At 30.8% G+C, this 13101-nt stretch carries 10 protein-coding genes and 2 tRNA genes; 10 read left to right on the top strand and 2 right to left on the bottom strand.

All coding sequences use genetic code 11. The features are described from left to right. Positions 1-25 precede the first annotated feature (25 nt). The 4 genes from NBRC110019_RS07240 to NBRC110019_RS07255 all read left to right on the top strand — a co-directional run bounded on the left by NBRC110019_RS07240 (position 26) and on the right by NBRC110019_RS07255 (position 5458). Positions 26-2062: a S41 family peptidase gene (locus NBRC110019_RS07240; protein ID WP_281753627.1), complete on the top strand. Its 2037-nt coding sequence runs from the start codon at positions 26-28 to the stop codon at positions 2060-2062. Further along, positions 2059-3096 (top strand): LIC11966 family surface protein, encoded by a 1038-nt coding sequence (locus NBRC110019_RS07245; protein ID WP_281753628.1) that lies wholly within the window; start codon positions 2059-2061, stop codon positions 3094-3096. The genes NBRC110019_RS07240 and NBRC110019_RS07245 overlap by 4 nt, the downstream gene beginning before the upstream one ends. A gap of 49 nt (positions 3097-3145) precedes the next feature. Continuing rightward, a complete protein-coding gene (locus tag NBRC110019_RS07250) occupies positions 3146-3859 on the top strand; it encodes a YebC/PmpR family DNA-binding transcriptional regulator (RefSeq protein ID WP_281753629.1) in 714 nt (237 codons plus the stop codon). Positions 3860-4054: 195 nt separating this feature from the next. Further along, entirely contained in the window at positions 4055-5458 is a 1404-nt protein-coding gene (locus tag NBRC110019_RS07255) for a helix-turn-helix domain-containing protein (protein WP_281753630.1), read from the top strand. 539 nt (positions 5459-5997) lie between these two features. On the opposite strand, the gene NBRC110019_RS07260 is transcribed toward NBRC110019_RS07255, so the two are convergent. Continuing rightward, on the bottom strand, positions 5998-7575 hold the full coding sequence (locus NBRC110019_RS07260) for a calcineurin-like phosphoesterase C-terminal domain-containing protein (protein ID WP_281753631.1): 1578 nt from the start codon (positions 7573-7575) through the stop codon (positions 5998-6000). 394 nt (positions 7576-7969) lie between these two features. On the opposite strand from NBRC110019_RS07260, the gene NBRC110019_RS07265 reads away from it, so the two are divergent. From NBRC110019_RS07265 to NBRC110019_RS07280, 4 genes are all read left to right on the top strand, one after another. Then, the gene (locus NBRC110019_RS07265; protein ID WP_281753633.1) at positions 7970-8875 is read left to right on the top strand and encodes a tetratricopeptide repeat protein; all 906 of its coding nucleotides are present in this window, start codon (positions 7970-7972) and stop codon (positions 8873-8875) included. 231 nt (positions 8876-9106) lie between these two features. After that, positions 9107-9976: an esterase-like activity of phytase family protein gene (locus NBRC110019_RS07270; RefSeq protein WP_281753634.1), complete on the top strand. Its 870-nt coding sequence runs from the start codon at positions 9107-9109 to the stop codon at positions 9974-9976. Between the two features lie 146 nt (positions 9977-10122). Further along, positions 10123-10205 (top strand) — tRNA-Tyr (locus NBRC110019_RS07275). 13 nt (positions 10206-10218) lie between these two features. Continuing rightward, a tRNA-Gly gene (locus NBRC110019_RS07280) sits at positions 10219-10291 on the top strand. A gap of 69 nt (positions 10292-10360) precedes the next feature. On the opposite strand, the gene bcp is transcribed toward NBRC110019_RS07280, so the two are convergent. After that, complete coding sequence (gene bcp, locus NBRC110019_RS07285; protein ID WP_281753636.1) at positions 10361-10813, bottom strand: thioredoxin-dependent thiol peroxidase; 453 nt, start codon at positions 10811-10813, stop codon at positions 10361-10363. 174 nt (positions 10814-10987) lie between these two features. Here bcp and NBRC110019_RS07290 point away from each other — a divergent pair, with 174 nt between their 5' ends. Both NBRC110019_RS07290 and nth read left to right on the top strand, forming a co-directional pair. Beyond that, positions 10988-12346 carry a hydroxymethylglutaryl-CoA synthase family protein gene (locus NBRC110019_RS07290; RefSeq protein ID WP_281753637.1) on the top strand — a complete coding sequence of 453 codons (1359 nt, stop codon included), beginning with the start codon at positions 10988-10990 and terminating at the stop codon, positions 12344-12346. 17 nt (positions 12347-12363) lie between these two features. Then, the gene (gene nth / locus NBRC110019_RS07295) at positions 12364-13023 is read left to right on the top strand and encodes an endonuclease III (RefSeq protein ID WP_281753639.1); all 660 of its coding nucleotides are present in this window, start codon (positions 12364-12366) and stop codon (positions 13021-13023) included. The last annotated feature ends 78 nt before the right edge of the window (positions 13024-13101 follow it).

Raw genomic sequence — 13101 nt, forward strand, 5'->3', positions numbered from 1 at the left:
TTTTTACATAAATCAATGTATTAATATGAAATACAAATCTTACTATTCCATTATAATTTTCTTTTGTTTTTACTTTTCTTTTTCACAAAACAACATTTTTTGCGAAACATTGAGCTCTGTAAACAATATTATTCAAAAAAATCACTATGCTCCTAAAGCAGTAAATGATAGTCTCTCTTCGTATGTTTTTAATTCCTTTATTGAAAATCTTGATGAAGACGAAATGTACTTTATAGCAAGTGATTTTGATCAATTAAAAAAATATAAATACCGTTTAGATGATGCTATTTTAGAAGAAAAATGTGATTTCATAACCCATTTTTTTACTATCTATAAAAATAGTCTGCTTCGCACTAAAGCCATTCTAACCAACATCACCAGTGACTCTTTAAACTTTGAAAAAAAAGATTCTTTATACTATTCTACTTCATCTGATTTTGATTTTGCTGAAAACGAAAAACAATTAGCAAAATACTGGAATAGAAAGATAAAAAAAGAAACTATCTATCGGTTTTTAGATATGACTGATACAGGGGTTAGTTTTAATGATAAAATGCCCTATTTTGCCAATCAGGTAATAGCTAATGAGCTATGTATTATTAATGATAAAATCCAAAAAGACAGTGAACTTCTTGCTACTTTAGAAGACTTATTTTTAAACACATTCTGTTTATATTTCGACCCACACACCAACTACTTTAACCCAAGTGATAAAAGTTACTTCGACGAATCATTACATGATGATTATAAATCAATTGGAGTGTATTTTTCTAAGACAGACGAAGGACTCATTCTGGTAGACGAAATTCAACTAGGAAGCACCGCCTGGAAAGATGGAATTATAGATGTTGGAGATCAGGTATTAAAAGTCTCTTCTAATGGTACTAATTTAAATATGAGTTGTATTAGCACAGAAACTTTATACAAATTTATATACGACCCTTCTAATACAAACTTGGAATTTAGAATTAAAAAGAAAAACTCAAACACTATAAACACAGTATCCTTAGAAAAGGAGAACATTCGTATTCAAGATAATGCAGTTGATAGCTTTATTTTAGAAGGAAAAAGAAAAATAGGATATATAAAATTACCCGGATTTTATACTAGTGACGATTTTGGAATGGGCTGTGCAAATGACATTGCTAAAGAATTACTAAGATTAAATAAAGTACCTATCGAAGGTCTCATCCTTGATTTAAGAGATAACGGAGGTGGCTCTCTGCAAGAAGCCACAGATTTAGTGGGGCTTTTTATAGATCGTGGACCTGTAGCCATTCTGAATACAAACGAAAATGATAAAAAAATCGTAAAAGATTATAACCGAGGCGCCGTGTTTAATAAACCACTTATTGTATTGGTAAACGAGAGCTCTGCATCGGCCTCAGAGTACGTAACAGCTTCTCTTCAAGACCACAAAAGAGCTTTAGTTGTGGGTAGTAATACTTTTGGAAAAGCAAGCGGTCAGAATATATTTATAGCAAATAATAACAACCCTAAATCGGGATACGTAAAAGTAACTATAGAACGATTATATAGAATTACAGGTTCATCTTGGCAAAAAGATGGAGTTACACCAGATTTCAAAATCCCTAATCCGTTAGAACGTTTCGGATTTAAAGAACGCTATTATGACAATGTATTAAAAAACGACTCTATTACTAGAAATATTTATTTTAAAATACCTCCTAAAAAAGAAATTAGCGGTATTCTTGAAAAAAGTAACAATCGTTTAGATTCTTCCGAAGATATTAAATTGGTAAAAGAGATAAATGAAGACCTAATTCACTATTTTGATAACAGAACTCCTTTAGCTCTAAATATAAAAGGAATAGAGTCAAGAAAAAAAGACTTTGATATCATTTGGAAGAAATTGGATAAATTAAAACACGACCAAACTATTTATGCTGTTAATAACACCGATACAACTAATGAAATTTTGGCTAAAAACAAAGACGTAGAAGCTATTAATAAAAAGAAAAAAGATAATGTTTTAAAAGACTATGAAATATTAGAAAGCTATCAAATAATAAACGACCTAATAACTAACGAAAACAAATGAAACAGCTTGTCATAATTCTATTTATTGTTGCTGGATCTTTTTTAAAGTCAACAGCGCAAACTACAAAAACCCCGCTAGAATATCTTGAATTTATTAGCAATCAAAATCATGATTTAAACAAACAAATTTGGGAATATACTAAAGCGGTTGCTCATGATAAAAATCCTCGAAAAATTGAAAAAATAAGAAAATCCCTCGTTGTACAAATTCAACAATCTAGAGCAAAAGTGCAGAAAAAACCTTCTTATAACAACGATGACACCTATAAAAATCAATTTATCAACTTTTTAAATGTTTATGAAAATGTAATCAATAACGATTATGCAAAAATTGTAGACATGAAAGAGATTGCAGAACAGTCTTACGATTTTATGGAAGCTTATATTTTAATGCAACAACAAGTAGACACTAAAATGGAAACGGCTTTAGACAGTATTAATGCAAGTCAAAAAGAGTTTGCTACAAAATATGATATAGAGTTAGTTAATGGAGAAGAAAGCTCTATTTCAAAAAAAATGAAGGTTTCCAATGAAGTTTTTCATCATAAAAATGATGCTTATTTACCTTTTTTTAAGGCCAATTTTCAAGAGAGTGAGTTAATTGTTTCTTTAAGCTCAGGTAATGTTGGAGAAATTCAGCAAAAAGCAACCTCACTTCTTACATTTACTGAAGAAGGTTTAGATTCAATTACTAAACTAAAACCCTATAAAAATGACGGGGCATTAATCTTGGCTACAGAAAAAATGTTGCTTTTTTATAAAAACGAAGCAGAAGTTCAAATGCCAAAAATAATAGAGTTCTATTTATTAAATGACAAGGTTGAAAAAATGAAACAAGCCATAGAAAACAAAAAGGAAAAGGATAGAACAAAAGAAGAAATAGATGAATTTAATGAAATGGTTAAAAAAATGAATATAAAAATAACTGAATATAATCAGCTAAACGATGAGTTAAATAACAAAAGAGCGAAATTATTAAACGAATGGGAAACCACAAATCATAACTTTTTAAGCAAGCATATTCCAAAAAATTAAAACAACCTTTATATTTGCAAATAATTAAGAACAGTTAAAAACCAATAATATGGGAAGAGCTTTTGAATTTAGAAAAGCTAGAAAGATGAAAAGATGGTCTGCAATGGCCAAAACCTTTACTAGATTAGGTAAAGATATCGTAATGGCTGTTAAAGAAGGAGGAGCTGACCCAGATGCTAATTCGCGTTTAAGAGCAGTTATACAAAATGCAAAGGCAGCTAATATGCCTAAAGACAATATTGAACGTGCGATAAAAAGAGCTTCTGATAAAAACCAAGGCGATTATAAGGAAGTTCTATTTGAAGGATATGCACCTCATGGAATTGCTATTTTAATTGAAACTGCTACAGATAATAATAATAGAACAGTTGCTAACATTAGAAGTTACTTCAATAAATGTAATGGAAACCTAGGAACAAGCGGATCGGTTGAATTTATGTTTGATCATACTTGTAACTTTAGAATTAATAGCGAAGGTTTAGACCCTGAGGAACTAGAGCTTGAAATGATAGATTTTGGAGCCGAAGAAGTTTTTGCAGATGAAGACGGTATTCATATCTATGCCCCTTTTGGGAGCTTCGGAGGTATTCAAAAAGAATTAGAAGAGCGAGGAATTGAAATTCTTTCTTCTGGTTTTGACAGAATCCCACAAGTAACTAAGAAACTAAATGCAGATGAAGTAGCTGATGTTGAAAAACTTCTTGAGAAAATTGAAGAAGATGACGACGTTCAGAATGTATTTCATACTATGCAGGAAGAATAAATTTATATCTATAAACTAGCTTAAAAACAGGAAGTTCTTACAGATTCCTGTTTTTTTTTCATGTATTTTTATAAAAAATAATAATTTTATGGTATTTTAATTATAATTTCACTTAAATACAACCAAAAACGTTACAAAAAAGACATTTCTTATACCTATACCCCAATAAATAATACAAGAAATTATATTCACCTAATGAAAAAACAGTATCTAATAGTACTCATTTTATGTTGTTTTCCTTTCTTTAATTTTGGACAATCGCTCAATCAAAGAATACAAGAAAATCGATTGCTCTTTCAAAAGGGTATGGATAGTGCTTATATTCAATTAAATGAATTGATTAATGAGGCTGTTGAGACTAATAAACACAATGAAGAACTTATATTATTAGATAGAAAATGTCATTATTTATATAACATAACTGACTTAAACAATCTTCTTACCACTTCTCAAGAGTTAGAAAAAAAGGCAATAAAATATAAAAAACCGGTTTATCAGGCTGCTGCCAATCTTTATTTATCTGAAAGCTATTCCATGAATGATATGCAAGAAAAAGCTTTGGAATGTTTAAATATTGCAGAAAAATTAATTGAAAAAGCTCCTGAAATAACAACTAATGTTTTCTATATCAAATCAAACATACTCTTAAGTCAGGGAAATATATACTATGACAAAAAAGAATATAATAAAGCAATAGCCAAAATTAAAACCGTTATAAAATCGGGTAAATTACTAACAGACTCAATCATGTACAATCAGTTTCAGTTTGTTAATTATTCTAATCTAGCTAATATATACCTAAAAATTAATATTGACTCTGCTAAGTATTATGTGCACAAATCTATAGCTCTAGAAAGCCAAAAATATAGCCAATTAAATATTACCGGTTCAAACTTTTATGTCTTAGGTAAAGTAAATCAACATGAAAATAATATACCTGATGCATTAAGGAACTATAAGAAATCTTACCACATTATTGAAGAGTATGGAGATGGTTTAATAAGATCCGATTTATATAGAAGTCTTCAAGAAGTATATACCGAATTAGGAAAAGCAGATTCTGCAAAAATTTATGGAGATAAACTTAAAGAATATGAACTTTTAAATCTACAGAACAAATATAAATCCTTAAAGACTATAATTAAAGAAACTGACGACTCCACAAAAGAATCAGAAGCTACTTTATTATTAATTATTGGTGTTGCAGTAATTGTTATTTTAATTATATCTATTTTACTTATTTATTTCCTAAGAAAAAGAAAACTTCAGGCTATAACCCCCATAGAAACAGAGCAAGAAAAATTAGCCAAAAATTACGACAAACTTCTAGAGCTAATCAAAAAAGATGACCCTGCCTTTTTATCAAATTTTGAAGAAATTTTTCCAGATTTTAGAAATAATCTTTTAGCTATAAATACAGAACTTAATATCTCGGAAATCACTTTTTGTGCATTATTAAAACTAAATTTGTCTACTAAAAAAATCGCACAATTAACTTTTATAGAAACCAGAACGGTGCAAAACAAAAAACACCGTATTCGGAAAAAATTAAGTATTCCTAAAGAAATAGACACTTATAACTGGTTTAATAGTATTTAGAATAAATCTTCTTCAAAAATCAATAGTTCATAGCGATTGAATAATAATTATTATATACAATTTGAAATAATAATTATTCAAATTATCTGATTTATATTAAAAAAACAACAAAGAGTACCTAATGAGTATATACTTTTCTTTGTAGAAATAAGGTATTGTGTATACAAAAAATAGGTCTTTTTGGTGTGTGTTACTACATTTGGTTTAACAATTAAAAACAAAGAGGACTTTACCCCCTCATACATAAATCTTACTAAGATATAATAGTGAAGTAATTCATTAACATCCATCCAACAATAAAGAAACCTGCTGCGGCAGGTTTTTTTTATGCTTATACTTTTAAGTGTTAACCTCGTGCCTAAATTATGTAGTGGTTAAAACAAAACAATTCGGACTATTCTCATCGATTTAGATGTATTCATTAGGAGACAAGTGTAGAAGCATTTAATCGCTAAAAAAAGTGATCCGGAAAAACCCGAACCACTATAAACTACTTAAACTAAACTGCTATTATTAATATTAAAATATACATTCTTATTTTAGTTACCTAATACAGACGGAGCCACTTTATAAGTGGTCTGAGTGGTATAGGTTTTACCGAACATATCGGTAGCTTTTATTTCAATGGTATGCTCTCCCTTTTCTAATTTAGTTAACATTTTGGCTGCCCATAAATGCTCACAAGGAATTGGATTACTACTTCTTCTACCCGGCATTAAGGTGGTTATGGTATCCCATTCACGAACCAGTTCTTGATATGAAGGATCTTCCTTTTCAATATAAAACATAGTTTTCCATTCTCCATTATCTATTTTAAATTCTACAGTATCTCCTTCACTTCCCATAAAGAAATTCACAAAAATCCTTGCACTAGTAGATTTGTCTTTCGCTACTACCTTTGGCGCATATACTTGCATCTGAAAAGACGCATCTTTACCTGCCACTTTGTATGATGTATCATACATATTTCCATTAAAGTGAATAAAAGCATACCCTTTAGGGGTTCCATCTCGCATAACAGATATAGGGGTACCATCTGCTCCTATTTTCCCCGAGTACCAGTCGCCACTAGTGGTTCCTACATTGTACTCATGATGCGGTTTTTCGCCATTCCAACCTTCTTCCTTACCAAAAAAATCCTGACGTTGAATATGTGTATGCGCAGATAAACTTAAATTATACTTAAAAGGCAATAGCAACTCAAATAAACGGTTTCTGTCTTCATCTCTAAAAGTATCTCCTCCATCATCTTTCAAAGGAATATGAAACGATACTACTACCAAATAATCTTTAGGGACATACTTTAGATCATTCTCCACAAAATCTAACTGATCCTTTCTAAATCCTCCATAATACCCTTTATGATCTCTAGGATCAGGATATAAGATATCATCTAACACTATAAAGTGAACCTTACCATAATTAAAAGAATAATTAGCTGGTCCAAAATGTGCTTCAAAGGTTTCGTCACTGTACTGTTCTTCTTCCGCAGCATAGTTCATATCATGGTTCCCCATTACATTATACCATGGAATACCAACTTGTTTCATTATATTCTTATAAGGGGTATGTAAATCTAAATTATCTCCTACAATATCTCCTAAACTCATCCCAAACGGAATGTTCTTAATCCCTTTTACCTCATTTACAATTCCTTTTTCAAACCAATCCATATCTTGCATGGTATACGGTTGCGGATCGCCAAAAACCAAAATGGTAAACTCCTCTTTTTCTATACTTGGTAACAAACCAAAATCTATCTTTTTAGGTAGTTTTCCAGTCGGGGCTGTCCCTTCATATTCTAATTTAGGAGAACCCTTTGGTTTATGTATGTAATAAAACTGAGGTATATTATTCTCATCTACCGGCAATGCATAACCTGTAGGTTTAATAACAGCAATTATATTATCTGTTTCTACTTCTATCTGATACTCACCATCTTCATTAGTTTTTACAACCTGTACCCCATTAGTAACCGAAACATTTGATATTCCTTTTTCTTTACGGTCCTTTTTACCATTACCATTAACATCTTCATATACCGTACCTTTAGCTATCTGCTGAGCCGATACCTGTAAAGTTATAATACCTATTAATCCAAACAGTAAATTTTTCATATACTTTCTTTTTCGTTTTCAAAATAACACCTTTAATGTATCCTGAAACTAACCGAATTTTTAAGGTAAGGTTAAGATAGTAGCAGGTATCCTTATAACAAGGTTTTACTATAAAATTAGTATTATAATATCTTTACCTTTATAAGGTAAAGAAGATACCTTTTTACAGTATACTAAATAAATGAACCTAATGAGCTCACTCAAAAAATTAAAATATTACAATACTACTTTTTACAGTGATTTCTCATATGGCACATATGAAAAAAAAAAATTGCATAACTTACATTCCTAAAATGGGAATTGACACTACCAATGATGAAAGTATTCAGGAATTTATAATTAGAAAACTCCAATAACATTGATTTATACGAAGCTATCTTCCAACTTAATAAGTATGAAAAATATAATAAAAACAACACTCTTTCTAACCATCGCATTTCTATCCCAAAACTTTTATGGACAAGAATATTCTGTTCAATTTCAGGAATATTTTAATGCTAAAGACACCACTAATCAGATCAAAGTTTTAACAGCATGGGAAAAAGCAACCCCAAAAGATCCAGAATTATACACCTCGTATTTCAATTATTATTTTTCTAAAGCACAAAAAGAATTTATTTCATTATCAACAGATGAACCTCAAGGTATGGGATTAACCCTTACGGATAGTACGAATCAAATAGCAGGTTATTTAAGTGGTCAGGTAACTTATGATGAAAGGTATACAACTCAGGCATTCCAAAAAATTGATGAGGGAATTAAATTATTTCCAAATCGTTTAGATATGCGATTTGGTAAAACATATGCCTTAAAAGAATTAAAGAGATGGGATGAACTAACCGATGTGTTCATTGAAACAGTTACCTATGGGAATAAAATTAATAATGACTGGTTATGGACAGAAAACAAAAAATTAGAATCTGGTAAAGAGAATATGCTTGCCGCTATACAAGATTATATATCTGAAATGTTTAATACAGGAAATGATAAAGTAATTGATAACATGCGTACAATTTCTCTTGAAGTACTAAAATACTATCCAAATCATGTAGAAAGTCTTTCTAATATAGGGACTACTTATCTGATAGACAAAGAATATGAAAATGCTCTTAATTACTTTCTGAAAGCTGAAACAATTAACCCTAAAGATGCTATTGTTTTAAACAATATTGCCTACAGCTATCAGCTTTTGGAAAACAATGTAAAAGCAATTGAATACTACAAAAAGATGCTACCTTACGTTAGCACCGAAACTAAGGAAAGTATTAAAAGAGTCATTACAGGATTAGAATCAAAATAAAAGTTATTACAACATTACTTTAGATAGCTTCTTTTAATCATTATTAAATTAAAAGAAGCTTTTTTTTTACACATTAAAACAGATAATATTTATCAATATATCATCCATTCTCTATTTCCAATACACTATTTAAAAAAGCATTTCAAAAACTGTAATTCAACCACTTGTTAATTGATTTTTTGTAAATTCCATAAAACCAAAACAGCTTTTATAACTCCAAAAAATAACTTAATGAGGCCTATCTTATTTTTCATTCTTATTGTTACAGTTAAGATGTCTTTTTCTCAAGATGTTCAACTGCAAATATTAGATAACGAGCTAAACAAACCCTTTGAATTTTCTTCATTAGCTATTAGAAATGATACCATTTTTTTGCCTACAGAAAATTGTAAAACTATTTTTTATGTAGATAAAATAACTAAGAAAGTAATTGGTAAAGATTACTTTGAAGTTTTAGGAAAATCTGATCTTGAAGGTATCACTGTATTTAAAAATTACATTTTCGTTGCCGATGAAGAAGATAATAATATTCAATTTATTAATATTACTACAAAGGCAATTACAAAACTAAAAATACATGATATCGATTCGAATCAGAACACAAATCATGACTTCGGGTTAGAAGGTATTAAAATGAACAAGAAAGGAACTTATTTATATGTCCTTAAAGAGCTAAATAAAAATTACGAAAGTGAAATTTATTGTTTTAATGTAACCTTTAAAAACAATTTATTTTTTCTAGCACTTGATAAAAAAATAGTAATTAGATTAGACCGTAGTCACCGTTATACCGACCTTGCTCTGAGCGAAGATGAAACTAAACTTTATTTACTTAGATCTAAAATTGGGGGATACTATATTGATCATATAGATATAACCAATCTTAAGTCTACTTTCTATTTTAAAGACTTAGCTACTATTGATATTTCTAAAAGTGTAAATACCTATAGCAAACTAGGATATAATAGCAATATGGAAGGTTTAGCTGTAGATGGAAATTCATTATATCTGATTAGCGATAACTATAATGGACGAGATAACACTTGTGATGATCCAGTAAACGAAAAATCAAAAACCCTGTTCCTTGAAGTTAAATTATAAATCAGTGAAAAATATTTAAAAAATTAAAAAACTCATTAACAAATAGTTGCAAATTATTTTTAAAATATTTTTAAATATCGCTTGTAAGACCCAAAAACAGTACTATATTTGCATCCGCTTTCACAAAGGAAGTTCTTTAAAATATCGGGGAGATACTCAAGCGGCCAACGAGGACAGACTGTAAATCTGTTGGTTTTTACCTTCGCAGGTTCGAATCCTGCTCTCCCCACTGAAATTAAATTGCGGGAGTAGCTCAGTTGGTAGAGCGTCAGCCTTCCAAGCTGAATGTCGCGAGTTCGAACCTCGTCTCCCGCTCTACAAAAAAAGCCTTAAACTTTAAAATTTTAAGGCTTTTTTGTTTTAAATACTTTTTTAAACTCTCGCTTATTCCAAAATTTGAGCAGCGTGATCTTTGGTTTTTACTTTTTCTATAACACGCTCTACTACTCCTTCTTCGTTAATTATAAAAGTCATGCGGTGAATACCATCGTATTCTTTACCCATAAACTTTTTAGGTCCCCAAACACCAAATGCGTTAATCACCGTTTTATCTTCATCTGCCAATAACGGAAATGGAAAATCATATTTATTTTTAAAATTTGCCTGTCTTTTAACTGAATCGGCACTTACTCCTAAAAGGGTATATCCAGCTCCTTTTAATTGCTCATAATGATCACTTAAATTACATGCCTCTGCTGTACAACCTGGAGTACTAGCTTTGGGATAAAAGAAAACAATCACTTTCTGTCCTAAATAATCATTCCAATCAATTTTATTACCTGCATCATCTATGCTTGTAAAATGAGGTACTTTATTTCCTGTTTTTAATGTATTCATTTGTTTAGTTTTTTCTAATATACTGGTTTTATAACTCAATTTTTACCATCTCCCATAAATTTTTAAAATAGGGCTATCAAAATTATTAACATATTGTGGTTAGTTAAACTCAAAAACCGAAATTTAAAACAGTTTTATTTGGAAAAAAACTGAGGTGGTTTTACTTTCGCCATCATGAAAATAGGAATTGACGCTATTAGTTTTGATATACCAAAACTACAATTGCCAATTAAAGATTTAGCAATTGCCAGAAATATAGAACCAGTAAAACTGGAAAAAGGATTAGGTTTATTAAGAATGGCGATGCCCGATGTGCATCAAGATGCAATAACCTTTGCCGCCAACGCGATTACAAAACTTGTTCAGCAAGAAAATTTACTACCAACAGACATCAATAGAATTTATGTAGGTACCGAAAGTGGTATGGACGCTTCTAAACCTATTGCTTCTTACTTACTAGCTATTTTAGAAAATTTCTTTGGGGAAAACACCATGACCCATTGTGATGCTGTAGATCTTACGTTTGCCTGTATAGGTGGCGTAGATGCGTTACAAAATTGCATAGACTTTGTACGTTTACACCCAAATCAAAAGGCTATCGTTGTTTGTACAGATATTGCTAAATACGACTTAAACTCTACAGGAGAATATACACAAGGTGCCGGTGCAATGGCTATGTTAGTTGCAAAAGACCCTAAGATTATTAGCTTTAACTCTAAAATTGCTACAAGTGCTAAAGGTGTCTTTGACTTCTTTAAGCCGCACAGAATTGTTAAGAAAGAGGCGCTTGGTATTACTAATAACAAAGCTTGGCAAGGTGTTTTAGAAACCGAAATAGAGATTTTTAAAGAACAGCCCGTTTTTGATGGTCAATACTCTAACGACTGTTATGTAGAACGTACTGTTGAAGCTTACAACAGATTTAAAGAATTAACAGAAATTAAAGCTACCTTATATGAAAACTGGAAAGCAATTATAATGCACCTTCCATATAGTTTTCAGGCACGAAGAATGTTCCCTGAAATTTATATTTCAGACCATCCTGAATTAAGTAAAGAGATAAGCAAATCAGATGAAGATTACTTCGCAAAAGTAAAAGCATTTAGCAAATCTGATACTTATAAGGCCTTTATTGCAGAAAGATTTGCCCCGGCTGAAAAAGCTTCCTCTTTAATTGGTAACATGTATACGGGGTCTATTTTCATGGGATTATTATCTACCCTATGTTATTACGCCAAAACAGAAACCGACCTTACTAATACTAAGCTTGGATTCTTAGCATACGGTAGTGGTGCTAAATCAAAAGTATTTGAAGGTACTGTTGAGACAGGATGGAAAGAAGCTGTTGCAAAAACTGAACTATTTGAAGTTTTAGAAGCTACAACGCCTATTAACATTGACTTGTACCATGGATTGCATAAAAAGGAGATTAGCACAAGTATAGTTACTCCTTCTAAAGAATGGGTTTTAGATAGTATTGAAGAAACCGAAGTAAACAAACTAGGGGCTCGTTACTACAAATACATTGACTAATTTCTGAAAAAATATTCATGACTAAAGCAGAAAAAGTAGCCTTCGTTATAGATACCTTAGAAAATATTTATCCAGAGGTTCCTATACCTCTAGATCATAAAGATCCGTATACATTGCTGATAGCTGTGTTGCTATCGGCACAGTGTACCGATGTTAGGGTAAATCAAATAACGCCGTTACTTTTTGCTAAGGCCGATAATCCGTATGACATGATTAAAATGACACAGGAAGAAATTAAAGAAATTATTCGTCCCTGTGGATTATCACCAATGAAGTCAAAAGGTATTTATGAATTATCACATATTCTTATCGAAAAACATAACGGTGAAGTACCGGCTAGTTTTCCAGATTTAGAGGAATTACCTGCTGTGGGACATAAAACGGCAAGTGTAGTAATGAGTCAGGCTTTTAACATTCCAGCTTTCCCTGTTGATACCCATATACACAGGCTAATGTATCGTTGGGGCTTTTCTAATGGGAGTACGGTTCAGCAAACTGAAAAAGATGCTAAACGTTTATTCCCTAAAGAAAAATGGAATAAACTGCATCTACAAATTATTTGGTACGGAAGAGAATACTGTCAGGCTCGAGGTTGGAAACTTGAAAACGATGTTATTACACAAACTGTAGGACGTAAATCTGTTATTAAAGAATATTTACAAAATCAGAAAAAATAGGTCCACAAATTCAGTCATTGAGGTTTAATGCTTTTTTCCTAATCATCATTATTTAGTACCTTTCGGAAAAATTAAATC

Origin of the sequence: Neptunitalea chrysea, from assembly GCF_027924145.1 — a bacterium.
Classification (GTDB): Bacteria; Bacteroidota; Bacteroidia; order Flavobacteriales; family Flavobacteriaceae; genus Neptunitalea; species Neptunitalea chrysea.

Bases quoted from the DNA above. Each gene is read 5' to 3' on its own strand.
- NBRC110019_RS07240 (WP_281753627.1), top strand. From the start codon at position 26: ATGAAATACAAATCTTACTATTCCATTATAATTTTCTTTTGTTTTTAC.
- NBRC110019_RS07245 (WP_281753628.1), top strand. From the start codon at position 2,059: ATGAAACAGCTTGTCATAATTCTATTTATTGTTGCTGGATCTTTTTTA.
- NBRC110019_RS07250 (WP_281753629.1), top strand. From the start codon at position 3,146: ATGGGAAGAGCTTTTGAATTTAGAAAAGCTAGAAAGATGAAAAGATGG.
- NBRC110019_RS07255 (WP_281753630.1), top strand. From the start codon at position 4,055: ATGAAAAAACAGTATCTAATAGTACTCATTTTATGTTGTTTTCCTTTC.
- NBRC110019_RS07260 (WP_281753631.1), bottom strand. From the start codon at position 7,575: ATGAAAAATTTACTGTTTGGATTAATAGGTATTATAACTTTACAGGTA.
- NBRC110019_RS07265 (WP_281753633.1), top strand. From the start codon at position 7,970: ATGAAAAATATAATAAAAACAACACTCTTTCTAACCATCGCATTTCTA.
- NBRC110019_RS07270 (WP_281753634.1), top strand. From the start codon at position 9,107: ATGAGGCCTATCTTATTTTTCATTCTTATTGTTACAGTTAAGATGTCT.
- bcp (WP_281753636.1), bottom strand. From the start codon at position 10,813: ATGAATACATTAAAAACAGGAAATAAAGTACCTCATTTTACAAGCATA.
- NBRC110019_RS07290 (WP_281753637.1), top strand. From the start codon at position 10,988: ATGAAAATAGGAATTGACGCTATTAGTTTTGATATACCAAAACTACAA.
- nth (WP_281753639.1), top strand. From the start codon at position 12,364: ATGACTAAAGCAGAAAAAGTAGCCTTCGTTATAGATACCTTAGAAAAT.